15 protein-coding genes are annotated in these 20,589 nt (G+C 75.1%); 10 read left to right on the top strand and 5 right to left on the bottom strand.

The annotated features are described in order from the left end of the window. Positions 1-35 precede the first annotated feature (35 nt). From ABD665_RS01740 to ABD665_RS01730, 3 genes are read right to left on the bottom strand one after another with little or no spacing between them, the layout of a single operon-like run. Positions 36-2,885, bottom strand: coding sequence for an alkaline phosphatase family protein (locus ABD665_RS01740; protein WP_204912523.1), 2,850 nt, complete (start codon positions 2,883-2,885; stop codon positions 36-38). Positions 2,886-2,887: 2 nt separating this feature from the next. Continuing rightward, complete coding sequence (locus tag ABD665_RS01735; protein ID WP_344740833.1) at positions 2,888-4,270, bottom strand: ABC transporter permease; 1,383 nt, start codon at positions 4,268-4,270, stop codon at positions 2,888-2,890. Further along, a complete protein-coding gene (locus tag ABD665_RS01730; protein ID WP_344740830.1) occupies positions 4,267-5,277 on the bottom strand; it encodes an ABC transporter ATP-binding protein in 1,011 nt (336 codons plus the stop codon). Before ABD665_RS01730 ends, ABD665_RS01735 begins: the two co-directional genes overlap by 4 nt. 176 nt (positions 5,278-5,453) lie before the next feature. On the opposite strand from ABD665_RS01730, the gene ABD665_RS01725 reads away from it, so the two are divergent. After that, the gene (locus ABD665_RS01725; RefSeq protein WP_344740828.1) at positions 5,454-6,557 is read left to right on the top strand and encodes an alkene reductase; all 1,104 of its coding nucleotides are present in this window, start codon (positions 5,454-5,456) and stop codon (positions 6,555-6,557) included. A 182-nt stretch (positions 6,558-6,739) separates the two neighbouring features. Beyond that, positions 6,740-7,783 (top strand): alcohol dehydrogenase catalytic domain-containing protein, encoded by a 1,044-nt coding sequence (locus tag ABD665_RS01720; protein ID WP_204912524.1) that lies wholly within the window; start codon positions 6,740-6,742, stop codon positions 7,781-7,783. 105 nt (positions 7,784-7,888) lie between these two features. Here ABD665_RS01720 and ABD665_RS01715 read toward each other — a convergent pair whose 3' ends face one another. Together ABD665_RS01715 and ABD665_RS01710 are read right to left on the bottom strand one after the other, a co-directional pair. Next, positions 7,889-9,349, bottom strand: coding sequence for an MFS transporter (locus ABD665_RS01715; RefSeq protein ID WP_204912525.1), 1,461 nt, complete (start codon positions 9,347-9,349; stop codon positions 7,889-7,891). Further along, positions 9,346-10,227, bottom strand: coding sequence for an NAD-dependent epimerase/dehydratase family protein (locus ABD665_RS01710; protein ID WP_204912526.1), 882 nt, complete (start codon positions 10,225-10,227; stop codon positions 9,346-9,348). The genes ABD665_RS01715 and ABD665_RS01710 overlap by 4 nt, the downstream gene beginning before the upstream one ends. A 125-nt stretch (positions 10,228-10,352) precedes the next feature. Here ABD665_RS01710 and ABD665_RS01705 point away from each other — a divergent pair, with 125 nt between their 5' ends. From ABD665_RS01705 to ABD665_RS01670, 8 genes are all read left to right on the top strand, one after another. Further along, the gene (locus ABD665_RS01705; protein WP_204912527.1) at positions 10,353-10,955 is read left to right on the top strand and encodes a TetR family transcriptional regulator; all 603 of its coding nucleotides are present in this window, start codon (positions 10,353-10,355) and stop codon (positions 10,953-10,955) included. An 89-nt stretch (positions 10,956-11,044) separates the two neighbouring features. Then, on the top strand, positions 11,045-11,725 hold the full coding sequence (locus tag ABD665_RS01700; protein ID WP_344740825.1) for a GntR family transcriptional regulator: 681 nt from the start codon (positions 11,045-11,047) through the stop codon (positions 11,723-11,725). After that, positions 11,722-14,487 (top strand): LuxR C-terminal-related transcriptional regulator, encoded by a 2,766-nt coding sequence (locus ABD665_RS01695; RefSeq protein WP_204912528.1) that lies wholly within the window; start codon positions 11,722-11,724, stop codon positions 14,485-14,487. Before ABD665_RS01700 ends, ABD665_RS01695 begins: the two co-directional genes overlap by 4 nt. Positions 14,488-14,531: 44 nt before the next feature. Beyond that, positions 14,532-14,783 carry a PLDc N-terminal domain-containing protein gene (locus ABD665_RS01690; protein WP_204912529.1) on the top strand — a complete coding sequence of 84 codons (252 nt, stop codon included), beginning with the start codon at positions 14,532-14,534 and terminating at the stop codon, positions 14,781-14,783. Positions 14,784-14,856: 73 nt separating this feature from the next. Beyond that, complete coding sequence (locus ABD665_RS01685) at positions 14,857-16,284, top strand: FAD-binding protein (RefSeq protein WP_204912530.1); 1,428 nt, start codon at positions 14,857-14,859, stop codon at positions 16,282-16,284. Then, positions 16,281-17,156 (top strand): hypothetical protein, encoded by an 876-nt coding sequence (locus ABD665_RS01680; protein ID WP_204912531.1) that lies wholly within the window; start codon positions 16,281-16,283, stop codon positions 17,154-17,156. Before ABD665_RS01685 ends, ABD665_RS01680 begins: the two co-directional genes overlap by 4 nt. Next, entirely contained in the window at positions 17,153-19,837 is a 2,685-nt protein-coding gene (locus ABD665_RS01675) for a DUF4062 domain-containing protein (RefSeq protein WP_204912532.1), read from the top strand. The genes ABD665_RS01680 and ABD665_RS01675 overlap by 4 nt, the downstream gene beginning before the upstream one ends. Further along, positions 19,834-20,577, top strand: coding sequence for a DUF5995 family protein (locus ABD665_RS01670; RefSeq protein WP_204912533.1), 744 nt, complete (start codon positions 19,834-19,836; stop codon positions 20,575-20,577). The genes ABD665_RS01675 and ABD665_RS01670 overlap by 4 nt, the downstream gene beginning before the upstream one ends. Positions 20,578-20,589: the final 12 nt, after the last annotated feature.

The following is a 20,589-nucleotide window of genomic DNA, read 5'->3' as shown; positions in this document are numbered from 1 at the left end:
CGCGGTGGCGTGCAGGTCCGGGGCCGTACGAGCGGTCAGCGGTCGCCGTCGACCCCCGGGATGTTCGCGCCCGGCACGTCGTCGGGGGCGTAGATCTTGGTGTCACCCGGGTAGGGCTTCTTCCAGCCGTGCGTCTGGTACCAGGTGTAGCGGTTCAGCTGCTCGGGGTGGGCGTAGTCGGGGATGGCCCCGTTGCCGGTGAAGTGCTGCAGGTTGCCCCAGTCCTCCCACGCCTTCGCCACGGACTGCTGCTCGCTCGGGACCGCCGTGGCCTTCTTCTGCTCCGCGTTCAGCTTCTTGAGCGCGGTGCCCTTCTTGCCGAGCGTGTCCGGACCGCACTGCGGCTGCGTGACGACGCCCTCGGTGAGCGGGACCCGGTTCGGCACCGCCGTGAACGGCGTCAGGTCGGGCTTGTCGGTGAACGCGCTGTACATCGGCGTCGCCGCGGCCACCTTCTGGTTGAGCGGCTGCGCCCCGAGGATCTGCTCGATGGTGCGGACCATCGTGATCTGGGAGTAGTAGGTCGAGTCGACCTTGCCGTGCTGCGCGTACGGGCTGATCACCTGGACCGGCGCGCGGTGGCCGTCCACGTGGTCGGCGCCGTCCTGGCTGTCGTCCTCGACGACGAAGATCACCGAGCTCTTCCAGTAGCGGCTCTTGGAGATCGCGTTGACGATCTTGCCCACGGCCAGGTCGCCGTCGGCCACCTGCGCGCGCGGGTCGGCCGTGCCGCCGGTGTGGTCGCTGGACAGCCACATCATGTTGAGGTTCGCCGGACCGCGGTCCTGGAACTCCTTCTTCCACACCTGGTAGCGGTAGAGGTCCGGGATCGCCGTGTCGAACTGCGGGGCGTCGCGGTTGGAGACCGCGTTCAGCGACGGGATCGGCGACTGCTCATTGAGCCGGATCGCCGGGTCGGTCAGCTGCGCCGGGTTGCCGCCCTTGTCGACGTTCGTCGCGGCGCAGTAGTACTGCTGCCACGTCGCCGACGCCGGCTTGTTCTCGTACGCCATGAACTCGCCGAAGTTGCGCACGCTGCCGCCCGCGGCCTGCACCGCGGTCCACAGGAACCCGCTGCGCTGGTGGCCGAGGACGTCGCTCTCGGTGTCGTAGCTGCGGATGTACTCGCCGGCGCTGGACTCCGTGTACTCCGGGTTGTCGCCCTGCATCACCCAGTTGTGGCCTTCGGCGGAGTTGGTGCCGACGTCGTAGAAGTTGTCGTAGAGCCCGAACTGCTTCGCCAGCGCGTGCTGGTTGGGCGTGACCTTCTCCCCGAACTGCGCGAGCGAGGGGTCGCCGTTGCCGCGGGCGTCGTCACCGTAGATCTGGTCGTAGGTGCGGTTCTCCTTGACCAGGAGGAAGACGTGCTTGATCGTCGACGGGTCCCCGATGCGCTTGGGGATCGCGACGGGCTTCGCCTTGGTGCCGCTCGCCTTCGCGACGTCGGAGCCGGTCCAGCCGTTCTGCGCGAAGACCGTGCCCGTGTACCGCGCGACGTCCTGGTCGCTCGGCAGCGCGAAGCGGGTCAGCGACCCGGTCGTGCTGTGCGTGCCGTGCCCGGTGGCGAGCACGGTGCCCGGGCCCTTGTTGAAGCTGAGCTCCGGCCCGCGCGCGTCGATGCCGCGGGTGTTCGTGACGACGACCTTGCCGTTGGCCGTGGCGATGTCGGCCGGGTAGTAGTCGGTCGGCAGCAGGCCGACGTAGCTCACCGGCTCCTGCGGCTTGCCGCTGTAGCGGTAGACGGCGACGGCGTTCGCCCGCGCGAGCGTGACGAGCAGGTGCCCGTCGTCGGTGAGGGTGACGGCGTTGGGCTGGTAGCCGACCTTCGACGACTCCCAGGGACGAGTCGCGATCGTCTGCACGACCTTGCCGAGACCGGTGTCGATCACCGAGACCGTGTCGTTGAACGTGTTCGTCACGAACAGCGCGCTGCCGGACGCGTACATGGCCGTGGGGTGCAGCCCGACCCGGATCGAGGAGACGGGCGAGCCCGCGGCGGCGGTGTCGATGACGCTGACCGTGCCCGAGGTGGACGTGCCCTTGAAGCCGTTCGCGGGCACCGGGGTGCCGTACGACTCCATGGTGCTGTCCCCCGCGACCGCCTGCCGGCCGCCCTCGTTGCTGACGTAGAGCTTGGTGCCGACGAGCACGACGGCGCGCGGCGCGATGCCGACGTTCCAGGTCTGCTTCACCGCACCGGTCGCGGCGTCGAGGGCGACGACCGTGTTCTGGCCGTTGACCGGGACGTAGGCGGTGGCGCCGTCCGGGGAGAACGTCACCTTGCCCGGGAGGGCCGAGAGCTCGGTCAGGGGGCTCGTCGGGTCGTTCGTCGGGATCGGGGTGACGTGCTTGGTCGGCAGCGCGATCGTCGTCGGCGCGGAGAGCGAGCCGTCGACGGCCACCGCGAACCGGGTGAGCCCGTTGGTCTGCGGCAGCCAGAGGAACCTGCCGTCCGGGGAGAAGGACGGACCCTCCTGGCCCACGCTGCGGTCGTCGAGCTTGGTGTTGACGCCGGGCTGGCTGCCCACCAGCCAGACCGGGCGCTGCGTCTCGAGGTCGAAGACCTGCAGCACCACGCCGCTGTCGGCGCTGGACGCCGCCAGGAACCGGCCGCCCGGGCTCACCGCCGAGCCCATGAACTTGCCGTACTTGGACAGCAGCCGCTGCCCGACGGGCTTGATCACCTGGTCGGAGGCGACCTGGAGGCCAGCGGCGTACGTGCCGCCGACGTGGTTGCTGCCGAACACGACGGTGCTGGCCTGGGCCGCACCGGTGCCCGCGACGGCGAGCGTCGCGAGGCCGATGACGGCGAGCCGGGCGGAGCGCCGGCGGAAGATCGGGGACGAGCCCGCCGAGGCGGACCGTCGTTGGCGTCTGACCTGCATGGTCAGTCCTTTCGTGGGGGTGGGAGCAGGTCGACGGTGGCGTCGAACTGCCAGAGAGGGTTGGGCGCGACCCCGTAGGGGGCCTGGACCTGGAAGAAGCCGTTGACCTCTTGGGGCCCGTCGCCGTCGGCCACGTAGCGTCCGTCCGCGGTGACGTCGAGCTGGTAGATGGCGGAGCCGACCGCGGTCGCTCCGGGGAGGTGCCACGAGACGACGCAGCGCCAGTCGGTGCCCGGCCCCTCGTCGGCCACGAGGGTGCCCCCCTTGTCGCAGGCGGCGGTGGTCTGCAGCTGCGCCTCGGTGACCGGCGGGCGGTTCAGCTCGACGGTCTGCAGCCGGTAGAGGTGCCCGTACGTCGTCGCGAGCGAGCGCTCGAGCGCGACCTTCTCGACCCCGGTCCCGTACACGGGCAGGACCAGGCCGACGACGACGGCGGACACGGCGGTGAGCGCGGCCAGCGGCAGCAGCCCGGCCACGACGAACCGGCGCCCGGAGCCGTCGTTGGCCAGGTCGGTGAAGTCCCGGCGCAGGAAGAGCCGGTACGCGGCCGCGGTGGCCAGCACCGCCCAGGCCAGCGCGACGAGGACGCCGACGAGCAGCGGGCCCGCCTGCACCTGTTCGGTGAACAGCCCCCGCCAGGCGACGAACGCCTGGCTCGGCAGGGCGAGCCGCACCGCGAGCGGGAGCGGCAGCAGCTGCACCAGGGCGACGACCACGGCGAGCACGGCCGGCGTCACGAGCCCCATCGGCGACCGGCCCAGCACGACGGAGCCGAGCAGGCCCACCGCGGCGAAGGCGGCCGTCGGGGCGAGCACGCAGAGCCAGGCGAGGAGGTAACGGCCCGCGACCTGGGACCCGGAGAAGGCGTACCCGTCCAGCCCGGCCAGCGGCCGGTCCCCCACCGACACCAGTCCGCCGACGAGGCCGGAGACCGCGAGGCCCACGACGAGGAGCAGGATCACCGACGCGCTGGCCAGCGCCTTGCCGACGAAGATCCGGCGCTTGGAGCGCACGGCGACGAGCAGGTGCCGCCACGTCCCGAGGCGGTCCTCCACGGCGAACACGTCGCCGGCCACGAGGGCGGTGAGCAGGGGCAGCGCCCAGCTGCAGGCGAAGGCGAGCACGACGAGCGCCCCGGCCCAGCCCGTCGACCCCATCAGCCGGCCGAACACCGTGTCCGAGGGCAGCGCGCTCTGGCGGCTCACGATCCCGACGAACACCGCCGGCGCCAGCCAGCACGCGAGCAGCAGCAGACGGACGCGCCATTGCGACAGCAGCTTGAGCAGCTCGAAGCGGTAGCTGCGCGACAGGGGCGCGGGTGCCACCGGGGCCTCGGGCGCGACCGGTCGGGCCACCTCGGCCACGGTCTCGACGACGGCGGTCACGCGGCACCCCGTACGGCGTCGTGGTGGTGGTCCCCGTCGCCGTCCCGGTCGTCGTCGTCGTCGTCGGCGGTCAGCGCGAGGAAGGCGGCCTCCAGCGGCGGCACGACCGGGCCGAGCTCGCGGAGGCCGATCCCGGCGCCCACGAGCCGGGCGACCAGCGCGTCGAGCGCGGCGGCGGGACCACGGACGACCAGGACCTCCGGGTCCGTCCAGGTGCGGTCCTCGGCCGGCACCAGGCGCAGGCCCGGCGTCGCGGCGACCAGGCCGGCCGCAGCGGTGACGTCGGTGGTGCGCAGCCGGTGGTCCAGGTCGCCGGTCTCGGCGGCGAGCTTCTCGACCGGCCCGCTGAACACCACGCGGCCGGTGCTCAGCAGGGTGACCTCGGAGCACAGCTCGGCGAGGTCGTCCATCCGGTGGCTCGACAGGACGACGGCGGTGCCGGCCTCGGCCAGACGGGCGATGACCGTGTTCACGTGGCGGCGCCCGGCCGGGTCGAGGCCGTTCGCGGGCTCGTCGAGCACGAGCAGGCGCGGCCGGTCGAGCATGGCCGAGGCCAGCCCCAGCCGCTGCCGCATGCCGAGCGAGAAGCCGCGTACGCGGTCGTCGGCCACGTCGCGCAGCCCGACCTGGTCGAGCGCCTCCTCGACGTCGGGGACCGGGCCGCCGCGCAGCAAGGAGAAGGCGGTCAGGTTCTGCCGGGCGGTCAGCGAGGGGTAGAGGCCGGGCTCGTCCACGAACCCCGCGACTCCCGCCGGCACGACGAGGCTGCGTCCGACCGGCGTCCCGAGGATTTCGAGCCGGCCCGCGTCGGCCACGGCGAGGCCCAGGAGCAGGCCCAGGAGCGTCGACTTGCCGGCACCGTTCGGGCCGATCAGCCCGTGCACCTGGCCGGCCTCGACGTCGAGGTCGACGTGGTCCAGCGCGACCACGTCGCCGAAGGTCTTCGCGACGCCGCGCGCCCGGACCGCCGTCGTCCGTCCCGTCCCCGTGCCCCCCGCCGTCACCACGTCTCGGACGCTAGGGACGGGCTGTGAACGCCGGGGGTACCCGAAGGCGAACGGACGCTGAACGGGACGTTGACTTGTATAGACAGACGAACTACTCGTGCCGCCCGCCCGCCCGCACCGCCGGTCCGGAGGGCCGTGAGCATGATCACGATGGGTGCACGAGGGGAAGGTCCGGCGTGCGCACCGCGTTGCCACCCTCCGTGAAGACGATCTACTCCCCCGTCGCCCTCGGCGAGCTCGAGCTCGCCAACCGCGTCGTGATGGCCCCGCTGACCCGTACGCGCTCCGGCGAGGACGGTGTCCCCGACCAGCTCGTCGCGGAGTACTACGCCCAGCGCGCCTCGACCGGCCTCATCGTCACCGAGGGCACCTACCCCACCCGGGAGTCCCGCTCCTACCCCGGCCAGCCCGGCATCGTCGACGACGCGCAGCAGGCCGGGTGGGCGCGGGTCGCCGACGCCGTCCACGGGCGCGGCGGACGGCTGTTCATGCAGGTCATGCACGGCGGCCGGGTGTCGCACACCGCGATCAACGGGTGCGACCGGGTCGTCGGGCCCAGCGCGATCGCCGTCGAGGGCGAGGCGCACACGCCGGAGGGCAAGCTGCCCTACCCCGTCCCGCACGCGCTGACGACCGAGGAGGTCGAGCAGACCCGGGACGCGTTCGTCGCCGCCGCCCGTCGCGCGGTCGACGCCGGTCTCGACGGGGTCGAGGTGCACGGGGCCAACGGCTACCTGCTGCACGAGTTCCTCGCCCCGAGCAGCAACCAGCGCGAGGACCGCTACGGCGGCTCGCCCGAGAACCGCGTCCGGTTCGTCGTCGAGGTCGTCACCGCGGTGGCGGCCGAGGTCGGTGCGAGCCGGGTCGGCCTGCGCATCTCTCCCGCCCACGACGTGCAGAGCGTGCTCGAGCCCGACGCCGCCGACGACGCGACCACGTACGGCCTGCTCGTCGACGCCCTGCGTCCGCTCGGCCTCGCCTACCTCAGCGTGCTGCACGCCGAGCCCACCGGCGAGCTCGTCCAGGGCCTCCGCCGTCGCTTCGGCGGGCACCTGATGATCAACGACGGCTTCGGCGTCGTGACCACCCGCGAGGACGCCGAGTCGCTCGTCGAGCAGGGCGCTGCGGACTCCGTCGCGGTCGGTCGGATGATCATCGCCAACCCGGACCTCGTCGAGCGCTGGCACGGCGGGCACGGCGAGAACGAGCCCGACCCGTCCACGTTCTACGGCGGCGGGCCCGAGGGCTATACCGACTACCCGTTCCTGTCCGCCGCCTGACCCGCGTCTGCGCACCGCCCGGGCCGCACCGGCCCGGGTAGGTTGTGCACGACCGGGTCGAGCCCGGCGTCCTCTTTCGCTGCCCCGCGCCACGCGGCGAGCAGCGAGACCCCCGTGAACGTCCGCACCACGCCGGGCCGGTCCCTCCGACCGCCCCGACCACCACCACGAGAAGAGACCACATGCTGAACGTGCACGCCTACGCCGCCCCCAGCGCGACCGCGCCGCTCGAGCCCACCGTCATCGAGCGTCGCGACGTCGGTCCGACCGAGATCCTCATCGACATCAAGTTCGCCGGGATCTGCCACTCCGACATCCACACCGCGCGCGGCGAGTGGGGTGACGCCGGCTGGCCGATCGTCGTCGGTCACGAGATCGCGGGCGTCGTCGCCGAGGTCGGGTCCGACGTCAGCAAGCACAAGGTCGGCGACCGCGTCGGCGTCGGCTGCCTCGTCGACTCCTGCCGCGAGTGCGACAGCTGCCTCAAGGGCCTCGAGCAGTACTGCCTGAACGGCAACATCGGCACGTACGGCGGCGTCGGTCGCGACGGCAAGCCGACCGCCGGTGGCTACTCCACCCACATCGTCGTCGAGCAGGACTTCGCCCTGCGCATCCCCGAGGGCATCGAGCTGGACGAGGCGGCCCCGCTGCTCTGCGCCGGCATCACGCTCTACTCCCCGCTGAACCACTGGAACGCGGGCCCGGGCAAGAAGGTCGCGATCATCGGCCTCGGCGGCCTCGGCCACATGGGCGTCAAGATCGCCCACGCCATGGGCGCCGACGTCACGGTGCTCAGCCAGTCGCTCAAGAAGCAGGAGGACGGCCTCCGCCTCGGGGCCGACAGCTACTACGCGACCAGCGACCCCGACACGTTCGAGCAGCTGGCCGGGTCGTTCGACCTGATCGTCAACACGGTCTCCGCGAACCTGGACCTGGACGCCTACATGGGCCTGCTCGCCGTGGACGGCACCCTCGTCGAGGTCGGCGCCCCCGAGCACCCGATGTCGGTCAAGGCCTTCTCGCTGCTCCCCGGTCGTCGCAGCCTCGCCGGCTCGAGCATCGGCGGCATCCCGGAGACCCAGGAGATGCTCGACTTCTGCGCCGAGCACGGCCTGGGCGCCGAGATCGAGGTCATCTCCGCGGACAAGATCAACGAGGCCTGGGACCGGGTCGTCGCCAGCGACGTCCGCTACCGCTTCGTGATCGACACCTCCACCCTGGGCTGAGCCCGTACGCAGGACCCCGGCTGCCGTTGCGCAGCCGGGGTCCTGCCGTCTCCGGAGCCGGCCGGCTCGTCGCTCTCGGCGGGCGCAACAGGATGGCCCCGGCCGTCAGGGGACGAGCCCGGGGGCCGCTTCCTCCGTACGCCGGCGCTGCCGCGGGGCCGCGAGGGTCGCCCCGGCGGCCACGGCCAGGGCGACGGCGGACACCAGGAACGCCGTGACGTAGCCGGACCGGGCCGGCAGAGCGGAGCCCGCGACCGTCGCGGCGGTCAGCACGGCCGCCGCGACCTGGGCGCCGACCGCGCCGCCGACCGTCCGGAGCAGGGTGTTCACGCCGGTCGCCTGCCCGGTGTCCCGGACGTCGACGGCGTCGACCACGAGGTTGACGACCGACGGGAAGGCGAAGCCCGCCCCGACGCCCAGGACACCGGCCCCGGCGGCGACCGCCCAGGCCGACCCGAGACCAAGGGCCAGCACGACGAAGCCGGCGCACGCGACGCCGCACGCCAGGACAAGCGTCGGGCGCGAGCCCCAGCGGACGCCGAGACGCCCAGCCACGGGACCGGAGACGAGCATGGTCAGGGCGAGGGGCAGCAGGAACAGCCCGGACGCGGTCGCCGAGGCGCCGAAGCCGTACCCCGAGGCCGGCGGGGTCTGCACGAGCTGGGGCACCAGCGAGAACGCGCCGTAGACGCCGAGCCCGAACAGCAGGGACACGAGGTGGCCCACCAGGACCGGGCGGCGGCGCAGGAGGTCGAGGTCGACCAGCGGGTCGCGGACCCGGCGTTCGACCCGGACGAACCCGGCGCCCGCGCCCAGCCCGACGACGACGAGGCCCAGGAGCGGACCGGTCAGCCCGTCACGGACCCGGGCGACCGCCAGCAGCAGCGCGACGAGCCCGACCGTGAAGAGCGCGGCGCCCGCCCAGTCGACCCGGCCGCGCACCTCACCTCCGCCACCTTCTCGTCCGTCGCGCGCCGCCTCGCGCGGGACGAGGAGGGCGACGGCGACGAACGCGGCGACGACCACGGCGAGGGCGGACCAGAAGATCCACGGCCAGCCGAGCGTGTCGAGCAGCGGCCCGGGCAGGACGAGCCCGACCCCGAACCCGACCCCGGACATCGCGCTGATGGTGCCGACGACGACCGGCACGCGGTCCCGCGCGAACAGGTCCCGCGCGACGCCGAACGCCAGCGGGAACGTGGCCGCCCCCAGCCCCTGCACGGCGCGCGCCGCGACGAGCACCCCGATCGACCCCGCGAGCGCGGCCAGCAGCGTGCCCAGCCCGAGGACGCCGAGGCTGACCAGCAGCAGCCGCCGACGCCCGTAGAGGTCGCCGAGCCGGCTCACGACCACCGTGCTCGCCGCGGAGGTGAGCAGGAAGGCGCTCAGGACCCACGACAGCGTCGACGCGGAACCGCCCAGGTCGCGACGCAGGTCGGGCAGCGCGGGGACGACCATCGTCTGGAGCAGCGAGTAGGACAGCACGGACGCGAGCAGCGCCGCGAGGGCCGGCCGGGCCGACGCGTACGCCGGGTCCGTCGTCGTGGTCGGGGTCGGCGTCGTCACGCGGTGTAGTGCCCAGCCTCGAGGTCGTCGAGCAGGGTCGGCCCGGTGGGCTCCCAGCCGACGAGCGTGCGGGTCCGGGTGCTCGAGGCCGGCTGGTCGCCGCCCAGGAGCGCGCCGAAGACGCCCAGCGCCTCGGGGTCGACGGCGGCGGCGGTCAGACCGGTCTTCGCCGCGATCACCTCGGCGACGTCGCGCATCCGCACCCCCTCCTCGCCGACGGCGTTGAGGACAGCGCCCGCGGGCGCCTTCTCCAGCGCCAGCAGGAACAGCCGGCCCGCGTCGCCGATGTGGACGGCCGGCCAGCGGTTCTGCCCGTCGCCGACGTACGCCGCCGTCCCGAGCTGGCGGTCCAGGCCGACGAGCATGGCGATGAGGCCGTTCCGGTCGCCCTCGCCGTGGACCGAGCGCGGCATCCGCACCAGCGCCGACCGGATCCCCCGGTCGGACAGGGCCAGCACCGCCGCGGCGGTCCGCGCCCGGGCGCCGGCCGGGCCGGACGGGTCGAGGTGGTCGTCCTCGGTCGCCACCCGCCCGAGCAGGATCGGCGTGCCCGACGCGGCGACGAACGCCTTGCCCGTCCCCTCGTACGCGGCGCCGACCCGCTCGACCAGCGCGACCTCGTTGTCGACGGTCTCCTCGAACTCGGCGAAGTCGAGTGTGAAGGCCAGGTGCGCGACGGCGTCGGCGGCGGTCGCCTGCGCCACGATCAGGTCGTGGTCGGCCATGTCGCCGCGGACGGCGGTGCCGCCGGCCGCCTCGATCCTGGCGGCGGAGGCGTCGGAGCGGGCGAGCCCGACGACCTCGTGGCCGGCCCCGACGAGCTCGTGGGTGAGGGCCGTCCCGATCCAGCCGGACGCTCCGGTGATGAACACGCGCATGGTCGTTCTCCTTCGGTGTGGGTGACCGTCCGGCACGTCCTGCGCGCCGCGGTCGGGAGTCATGTGACTCGGTAACATGACCATACACGGTGATGTGACCGAGTCGCATCACGTACGATCGCCGCATGGCTCGCTGGGAACCGGACGCACGCGGACGGCTCCTGCACGCCGCGGTGGACCTGTTCGCGGAGCGGGGCTACGAGGCGACGACGGCCGCGCAGATCGCGGAGCGCGCCGGCCTGACGAAGACGACTCTGTTCCGCCACTTCGCCGACAAGCGCGAGATCCTGTTCCAGGGCCAGGAGGCGCTGGTCGCCCTCGCCGTCGACGGGGTCGCCGGCGCGCCCGCCGGCAGCACGCCGTTCGAGGTCCTGCACGCCGGCGTCTTCGCGCTCTGCACGATGCACCCGGCCGAGCGGCGGGCCGACCAGCGCGGGATCGACGCGCTGCTGGCGTCCAGCCCGGAGCTGCAGGAGCGCGCGGTCTTCAAGCGCTCCACTATCACCGAGGCCCTGCGGCGCTCCCTCGCCGAGCGCCTCGGTGACGACCGGCAGGCCGCGGTCCTCGCCGACCTGGGCGTGCGGGCCTACTACGGCGGGTTCGCGGTGTGGATCGCCTCCCCCGTCGACGGCCCCCTCGCCGACGTCGTCGCCGACGAGCTCACGGCGTACGAGGCGGCGGTGGGTTCGTTGGGTGCGACGACGCTGGCGTCGAGCTCAGCCGGCTAGGCGTCCACCGCCCGAACAGATGCGCGCGCCCTCCCTCGAGCGCGAGACACCGTTGTCGGGATAATCGATTATCAGGCTATGGTTCTTGCGTGGATCCGACGCCCGTCATCTCGCGGTCAGCGCGGGTCTACGGGACCCTCCGGGCCGAGATCCTCGACGGCCGGTTCGCGCCCGGGCAGCCGCTGAAGCCGCAGGACCTCGCCGACCGGCTGGGCGTGAGCCTGGCCGTCGTCCGCGAGGCGCTGCTGCGGCTGGTCGGCGAAGGCCTCGCCGAGCGTCTGCCGAACCGGGGGTTCACGGCGCCCAAGGCCGACGACCGCCGGTGGGAGGAGCTGAGCGACGCGCGCGCGGCCCTCGAACCCCAGCTGCTGAGGCTCGCGATCGCGCGCGGCGACGCGGCGTGGGAGGCCGGCGTACGCGCCGCGTTCCGCGAGCTCGACGAGACGCCCGTGCACGACGGCGACGGGCCGCAGGTCTCCGACGCCTGGTCGCGCGCCCACCACCGCTTCCACCGTGCGCTGCTCGAGGGGTGCGACAACCGGGTGCTGCTGGACACCTTCGAGCGGCTGTGGCGCCTGAGCGAGCTCGCCCGCCGCTGGTCGGCGCTCGGCAGCCCGGCGAAGGCCCGCCTCGGGGAGCACGCCGTGCTCGAGGAGGCCGCCCTCGCCCGCGACGCCGACCGCGCGGCCGCCGCCCTGGCCGCGCACCTGCACCGCACGACCGCCCTCCTGGGTCGCTCCGGCCCCGCGGTCGAGGACGCCCGGCGGTGACGATCGAGCTCGTGGCGGGCGCCACGCTCGTCCCGCCGGACCTCGCCCCGGAACGGCGGCCCGTCTTCCTGCGGATGGTCGACGCCGCGCGTACGCACGGCGGCCGTCTCGTGCTCGTCGGGGAGGCGGGACTCGGCAAGTCGTTCCTCGTCGACGCGCTGGTCCGGGCCCTCGTCCGCGAACGCACCGTCCTGTTCGTGCGCGGCCGCGCCGGCGGGACCGAGCCCTTCGCCGGTCTGACGGACCTGCTGGCCGGCCTCCCCGCAGGGACCGCCGACGCCGTACGCGTCCAGGTCGACCTCCGCCGTCGGGAGCCGTCGGTCGGTGACGGGCGACCTGGGCAGGGTGCGGCCGACGGGGTCGACGCCGCCGTCGGCGGTCTGCTCGCCGGGCTCGCCGTGGCCGGCGTCGTGGTCGTCGTCGACGAGTGGCAGTGGCTGGACGAGGAGACCCTCGGGGTGCTCGAGCGGGTGCTCACCCGGCCGCCGCTGGACACGCGGGTGGCCCTCGTGGCCGCCGGCCGTCGACCCGCCACCGGGACCCGCTCCCGGTCCGGCTACTTCGCGCCCGACCAGATCGTCCGGCTGGGCCCGCTGCGGCCCGCCTCCCTGGTCGCGGTGCTCGACGTGGCCGGGCTGAGCGCGCTCCCGCCCGCGACGCTGGCGGCCGTCACCGAGGACAGCGGCGGCAACCCGCTCTGGGCGATGGCGCTGGCCACGGCGCGGGTGACCGGCGACCCCCGCGTACGCCCCGGGCGTGGGGAGGCGGAGCTGGAGCGGCAGCGGCTGGGCGCCCTGCCCCCGGATCTGCGCCGCCTGCTGGCGACCATCGCCCTGATGGGGGCCGCGCCGTACGACGAGCTCGTCCAGCTCGACCCGGCCACCGAGGCCGCGACGGCGGAGGGGCTGCGGCGCCGCCTGGTCCGCACCGACGCCGGGGTGCTCACGCTGGCCGACCCGATGCTGGCCCGCGCGGCCGTGCAGGAGCTGACCCCGGACGCGCAGCGGGCGCTCCACCGCTCGATCTCGGAGCTCCCGCTGCCCCTCCCCCAGCGCGTCGAGCACCGCGACCGGGCGACCCTGCCCGGCGTGGACGAGGCGCTGGCCACGGCCCTGGTGCGGGCGGCGCGCCGCGCCCGCCGCACGGGTGCGCCCGAGACGGCGCTGCGGCTCGCCCGTCGGGCGCTGGAGCGGACGGCCCTGACGGACGACGCCTACGCCGAACGCGCGGTGGAGGCGGCCGAGACGGCCCTCGCGGCGGGGGGCGCGGGCACGGCCGCCGAGGTCCTCACCGAGCTCGACCCGCTGACCCTGCCGCTGCGGGTCTTCGACCGGGACGCCGCCGCGCTCGCGGTCGACCTGGGCCGCTCCGGCGGCACCGCGGCCGTGGCCCGGCGGTTCCGGGCGCTGCAACGCGTCCTGGTCCCCGGCAGCGGCGCGTGGGAGGTCGCCGAGGTCCACCGGCGCCTCGCGTCGCCCGGCGAGGAGGACGGGCTCGCCGCCGCGACCCTGCCTCCGGTGCTGTCCGAGGACGGGACGCCCCGCACGCTGGCGATGGTCATCACGCACGAGGCCCGTCGACGGCTGCACCAGGGCCACGGTGTCGACCGTGTGCTGCTGGGCCGTGTCCGGGAGCTGGCCGTCGACGGGGGCCCCCTGGAGACGACCGCGGACGCGCTCGCGGCGCGCTGGGCCTACCAGGCCGACGACCTGGCGTCCTCGAGGACGGGGCTGGCGGCCCACGTCCGCGACGCGAAGGTCGCCGGGGAGCCGTACGCGGTCGTCGACGGGCTCGCCCACTCCGCGGTCCTCGCGGTGCTGACCGGGCACCTCCCGGCGGCCGAGGCCTTCCTGCGGGAGGCGGACGAGCAGTCTCTGGCGCTGCCGACCCTCCCTGGCAGCGTCTACCGCGCGCGGGGCGTGCTGGCCGTCGCGCTCGACGACCGGTCCGGGCTCGACCGCCTCCTGAACGGTCCGCTGGACCCGGTCGCGCTCGACCGGGCGGACCTCCTGCAGGCGGCGCTCACCGGCCTCGACGCCGCCGCGTCGAGCGCCTGGGCCGAGGCGGCGGTGGAGCTGCGGCGGGCCCGGACGGCCAGCGTCGCCCGCGGGGTCGTCGAGCCGGGCCGCCGCCTGTGGGTCGACGTGGAGCTCGTCCGGGCGCTCGTCCAGCTGGGCCGGCTCACCGAGGCGGCCGAGATCACCGACGCGCTGGCCGACCTCGGCGACCGGCCGGGCCGGGTGCACGCCCGCGGTCAGGCGCGCCGCCTCCGGGCGCTCCTCGCCTGGCGTTCCGAGGACCTGCCGGCCGCGCTGCGGCTGTCGGAGCTCGGCCTGAGCGACCTGCACGCCGGCGGCCACCGTCCTCAGCTCGTGCGCGCCCAGCTCGAACGGGTCGGCATGCTGCACGCCGACGGCCAGCACGTCCGGGCCCGGGGCCTGCTCGCCGACGCCACGGCGCTCGCGGCCGCGATCGGCGACCCCCGCGTGGTCACCCACGCCGCCCGCCTCGACGCGCAGGTCGCCGCGCACCCCGGCCGCGCCGCCCTCACCCCCGGCGAGCTGCGGGTGGCCGAGGCGGTCGCGAGCGGGCAGACCAACCGCGACATCGCGGCCGACCTGTTCGTCAGCGTCCGGACGGTCGAGACGCACCTCGCGAACGCCTACCGCAAGCTCGGGGTCCACACGCGTACGCAGCTCGCGTTGAGCCTGAACGACCTCCCGCTGGGTGGCGGTAGCGGCGCAGCCCGCCGATCTCCGTAGCGCTACTGATGTCCGGAGGGCCGCTCCGGACGACTCTCGAAGACGTGAACATCTCGCACCTCCTGCTCCTCTTCCTCGTCGGCGTCGCGAGCACGGCGGGCGCCGTGCTGTGGGTCTCCACCCTCGTCAGCGTGCTGCGCAACGCGGCCGCGTGGCGGGCCGTCGTCTGGGTCGCGGTCACCTTCGTCTTCCCCGTCCTCGGGCCGGTCGTCTGGTTCGTCGTCGGGCGCGCCCACGAGCGCGTGGTGAACACCGGGACGTACGCCGGCCAGGACAGCCACGTGCTCGCGCACTGACGCGCCGACCGCGCCCGCACCCCGCACCCTCCTCACCGCCCCCACCCGGGCAGACCACCCCAGAGAGCTCGCCATGACCGTCACCCGCACGTCCGCCCCCACCACGCCCGTCACCACCGCACGGAACGGCCTCGACGGGGTCCTCGCCCGGCCCGGCGACCCCCGCTACGACGAGGCCGTCGCCACCTACAACCTCGCCTCCCCGCTGCACCCGTCGGCGGCCCTGACCGCCCGCAGCACGGACGACGTCGTCGCCGCCGTCCGGGCCGCCCGCCGGGCCGGGCTCGCCGTCCGCAGCCAGAGCACCGGCCACGGGGCCGGCAGCCAGGCGTCGCTCGACGGTACCGTCCTGGTCCGCACCGCCCTGGACGTCCCCGTGCGGGTCGACCCGGACGCCCGGACCGCCCACGTCCCGGCCGGCGCCACCTGGGCCGACGTCGTCACCGCCGCGGAGCCGTACGGGCTCGCCGCGCTGCACGGCTCCAGCCCGACGGTCGGCGTCGTCGGCAACGTGCTCGGCGGCGGGATCAGCTTCTACGGCCGCGGGCACGGCGTCGCCGCGAACCACGTCCGCTCGATCACCCTCGTGCTGGCCGACGGCCGCCCGGTCGTCGCCGACGCCGACCACGAGCCCGAGCTGTTCTGGGCGCTGCGCGGCGGGGGCGGCGGCTTCGGCGTCGTCACCGAGATCGAGGTCGAGCTGATCGAGATGACGGCCGTCGTCACCGGCGGCACGTTCTGGGACGCGTCCGACGCCGCCGTCGTCGCCACGCTCTGGGAGGCCTGGACCGCCGCGGCGCCCACCGCGGCCACCACGTCGCTGCGCCTGATGAACCTGCCGCCGCTGCCCGGCGTGCCGCCCATGATCACCGGCCGCCAGGTGCTCGTGCTCGACGGCGCTGTGCAGGTGCCGCGTGCCGCCGACCTCGACCTCGCCCACCGCGTGGTCGCCGACCTGCTGGAGCCGCTGCGGGCGGCGGCGACCCCGGTGCTCGACACCTGGCACGTCGCTTCGCCCAGCAGGCTGACGCTCACCCACCTGGACCCGCCGGACCCGATCCCCTACCGCGGCGAGCACGCGCTGCTGCACCCGCTCGGCGCGGCGGGCGTCGCCCGGTTCGTCGAGGCCGCGGGTCCCGGCTCGGGCACGACGATCGTCTCGGCCGAGCTGCGCCAGCTGGGCGGGGCCTTCGCGGCCCCGGAACGCCCGGGCGGGGCGTTCGACTGTACGGACGCCGCCTTCGCCTACGTCGGCCTCGGCCTGGCGACACCGGACGGCGCCGGCGCGACCGCGGACGACCTCGCCCGCATCGCCGTCGCCACGGGTCCCTGGCGCACCGGCTTCACCGCCCCGACCTTCGTCGAGGGCCGGACGCAGCCGCAGCGCACGTTCGACGACGCGACGGTCGCCCGCGTGGACGCCGTCCGCCGCACGGTCGACCCGGACGGCGTCTTCGCCGGCGGCGTCGCCCCCGTGGTCGACCGGCCCGCCGCGGCATGACCACCCCGGTGGCCGTGACGGCCGGACGACGCGTGGCGCCGGGCACCCGGACGCTGCTGCTGGTCTTCGCCGTGCTGACCGTGGTGGCGACCAACCAGCTGTTCGTCCTCGCCATGGCCACCGACCGGTGGTTCGCCTGGACGATCCAGCCGCCGCTCACCGCGGCGTTCCTGGGCTCGGGCTACGCCGCCGGCTTCCTGCTCGTCGTGCTGGTGCTGCGCACCCGGCTCTGGGTCGAGGCCCGGCTGACCCTGGTCAGCGTCCTGGTCTTCGCCACGCTCAGCCTGGTCGCGACGCTGCTGCACACCGACCGCTTCCACTTCACCGCGGCCGGCGAGGTGGCCCGCTTCGCGGCCTGGTTCTGGCTCGCGGTCTACGTCGTCGTGCCGGTCGGGCTCGCCGTCGTCGTCGTCCGGGCCCACCGATCGCCGGGCACCGACCCGTCGCGGCGCGCCCGGCTGCCCGGCTGGCTCCGGGCCTGCCTGCTGGTGCACGGCGTCGTGCTGCTGCCGGTGGGCGTCGCGCTCCTCGTGGTTCCGGCCACCGCGGCGCGGCTGTGGCCGTGGGCCCTCACCCCGCTGACCGCCCAGATGGTGGCCGCGTGGGTGCTCGCCTTCGGCGTCGTCGCCGTCGGGGCCCTGATCGAGGACGACCTGGCCCGGCTGTCCGGGCCGGCCCTCGCGTACGCCGTGTTCGGGCTCCTGCAGGTCCTCGCCCTGGCGCTCTACGGCGGCGCCTTCCGGTGGGGCACGCCGCAGGCCACCGCCTACCTCGTCGTCCTCGCCACCGTCCCGCTCGTCGGCGCCGCCGGCTGGGCGACCGCCCGCCACCACGCCCGGCTCCCGCTCCGCACCGCCCAGGAGGCCTCATGAGCACCACCACGTCCCCGAACCCCACCACGATCAGCACGCCCGACCGCCGGCTCCGCGTCTTCGTGTCCTCGACGCTGCAGGAGCTGGCCGACGAGCGCCGCGCCGTGCGTCAGGCGATCACCGCGCAGCGGCTGACCCCGGTGATGTTCGAGCTGGGCGCACGGCCGCACGCGCCGCGCGACCTCTACCGCGCCTACCTCGCCCAGAGCGACGTCTTCGTCGGCATCTACGCCCGCAGCTACGGCTGGGTGGCCCCGGACGAGGAGGTCTCCGGGCTGGAGGACGAGTACCTCCTGTCGGGCGACCGGCCCAAGCTGATCTACGTCAAGACCGTCGGCGACCGCGACCCCCGGCTGCAGCAGCTGCTCGACCGCGTGAAGAGCGACGACCGTGCGTCGTACCAGCGCTTCAGCACCGCCGAGGAGCTCGTCGAGCTGCTGGGCGACGACCTCGCGGTGCTGCTGACCGAACGGTTCGCGGGGTCCGGCCCGGCCGCCGCCGACGCGCTGCGTCCCGGCCGCCTGCCCGTGCCGCCGACGCCCGTCGTCGGACGCCAGACCGAGGTCCACCACCTCGTCGAGCTGCTGCGCGACCCGACCGTGCACCTGGTGTCGCTCGTCGGGCCCGGCGGCATGGGCAAGACCCGGGTCGCGCTCGAGGCCGCGACCGCCTACCGCGCGGGTGACGGTGGGCCCGCGGACGAGAACGTCTGGTTCGTGGACCTGACGCCGATCGAGGACCCGGCCCTCGTGGTCGAGCTCGTCGCGTCGGCCTTCGGCGTGCGCCCCGAGGGCGACGCCGACCTGCTCGACCTGCTGGTCGCCCGGCTCGCCGGGCACCGCGCACTGCTGGTCCTCGACAACTTCGAGCAGGTCGTCGGGGCCGCACCGCAGCTCGGCCGCCTGCTCGCCGGGTGCCCGGAGCTCACCGTGCTCGTGACGACCCGGACGCTGCTCGGCCTGCGCGGCGAGCACGCCGTCCCGCTCGCGCCCCTGTCCACGCCGCTGGTCAGCGAGGAGCAGGACCTGGCCGCGGTGCAGCGCTACGCCGCCGTCCAGCTGTTCGTCGACCGCGTACGGCAGGTCCGGCCCGGCTTCGTCCTGACCGGGCAGAACACCGTCGCCGTGGTCGAGCTGTGCCGGCTGCTCGACGGCATCCCGCTCGCGCTGGAGCTCGCCGCCGCGCAGCTCCGGATCCTCAGCCCGGCCGCCCTGCTGGGTCGGCTCCGGGCCTCGCTGAGCCGTTCGCTGGACCTCGACGGCGACCTGGTCGACACCCCGGCCCGGCAGCGCACGCTGCGCGCGACGCTGGAGTGGAGCCACAGCCTGCTCGGCCCCGCGGAACGGGCCCTGCTCGCCCGCTTGTCCGTCTTCGCCCACACCTGGACGCTCGAGGCGGCCGAGGCGGTCGGCGTCGTGACCGCCGAGGCCGGGCCGGACCTCGACGCGACCGACACGCTGTCCTCGCTGGTCGGTCAGAGCCTCGTGACCCTCGACGACTCCGACGCCGACGAGCTCCGGTTCTCGATGCTCGCCACGGTCCGTGGCTACGCCCGCGAGCGCCTCGCCGAGAGCGGCGAGCAGGCGGCGACGGGCGCGCGGCTGACCGCGTACCTGCGCTCGTTCGCCGAGGTCGCGGGCGCGGGGCTGACCGGGCCGGACAACCGGCGCTGGGCCGGGCTCGTGGACGCTCAGCTGGAGGACCTGCGGACCGCGCTGCAGCGTGGGGTGGACGGGGACGACGCCGAGACGACGATCCGGATCGCGGCCCCGCTGTTCACCTACTGGTGGAACCGCGGCCTGCTGGCCCCGATGCGGACCGCCGCGGAGCAGGCCGCCGTGCTGCCCTCCGCCGCCGCCCTGCCGCCGGACGCCTCGGCGCTGCTGCTCTGGGCTCGGGGGATGTTCCGGATCAGCAGCGGCCTGCTGACCGAGGCCGACCCGCTGCTGCAGACCCTGCTGGACCGGACGGACCCGCCGGCGCCGCCCCGGCTGCACGCCTTCGCGCTGGCCGGGCTCGGGCTGACCCGGGTGGGTGCGCCGATCGAGGAACGCCGCGCCCTCCTGGCGGAGTCGGTCGCGACGCTCCGGGCGCTCGGCGACGGCTGGGGCCTGGCCTTCAGCCTGTCGGTCGCCGGGCAGCTGGCCCTGCAGGCCGGCGAGCCCGCCACGGCCACCGCGATGCACACCGAGGCGCTGGCCGTCGCGCGGTCGATCAACCAGGACCACCTCCAGGCGCAGCTGCTGGACCTGCTCGGGCTCGACGCCATGACCCAGGGCGACCTCGTCGGCGCGCGTCGCACCTTCGTCGACGCCGCCGACCTGCACCGCCGCCTCGCCGACGCCGAGGGCTCCGCGAACTGCCTCGACGGGTTCGCCGCGGTCGCCCTCGCGCAGGGCCGTCCCGACGTCGCCGCCCGCCTGATCGGCGCCTCGGCGCACGCCCGCGAGCTCGCCGGCGTCAGCGTGTGGCCCGGGCTGCAGGCCCTCGCCGCCGCCCTCGCCCACGGGGTCCGCAGCGCGCTCGGGGACGACGGCGACCGGCAGGGCCGGAGCTGGGGCGCCTCGCTGCCGGTGACCCAGGCCCTCGCGTACGCGGTCCAGGCCACGGAGGCGGGGGTTCCGGAGGCGGGGGTTCCGGAGACGGGTGCGGCTCCCGCCGAGGTCGTGGCCGTCCCGTGACGGCGCCCGTCGACGCGGGCGTGGCGGCGGTCGTCCGGGAGCTCGAGGACCGGCTCGCCGCGCTCCCCGCGGGCCAGGACGCGCGGCGGGCGTTCCTGGGCACGTACGCCCGGACGACGACCGCCATCGGGCAGGCCCTCGCGGCCGGGGTGTTCGAGGACCCGGGCTGGGTGCGGCGCTGGGACGTCGCCTTCGTCGGGCACTTCCTGGCCGCGCACGACGCCGACGTCGACGGCGGCGCGGTGCCCCGGCCGTGGCGGCTGGCCTTCGACGCCGACCCGGCGCTGCCGACGCTCGTCCACCTGCTGCTCGAGCTCAACGCGCACGTGAACTACGACCTGCCGCAGGCGCTGCTGGAGGTCGTCAGCGACGACGACTTCGACCACCCCGTGCTGATGGCGGCGCGCCGGCGCGACCACGAGCGGGTCGACACGCTGATCGCGTCCCGGGTCGCCGTCGAGGGCCGGGCGCTGCCCGGCGGCGCCCGGCTCGCGGCGCGTCTGCTGGCCCCGCTCGACCGGTGGAGCACCCACCGCTTCCTGCCCGCCGCCCGCCGTCAGGTCTGGGCCAACGCCGTCGACCTGCACGAGGCACGGCGGACCGGTCCCGAGGCGTACGCGGCCCGGATCGCCGAGCTCGACGTGCTGACCTCCGCCCGGATCGCGGAGCTGCTGCGGCCCGGGCCGGTGCTGCTCCGGCTCGCCGCGCGCGGGTTCGGCGTACGGCTCCCCCCGCCCTGAGGTCGGAGCGTT

The organism is Microlunatus spumicola (assembly GCF_039536445.1).
Taxonomy (GTDB): domain Bacteria; phylum Actinomycetota; class Actinomycetes; order Propionibacteriales; family Propionibacteriaceae; genus Microlunatus; species Microlunatus spumicola.
Note: the sequence above shows the minus strand (reverse complement) of the source record. Positions and strands in the feature narration are given on the sequence as shown.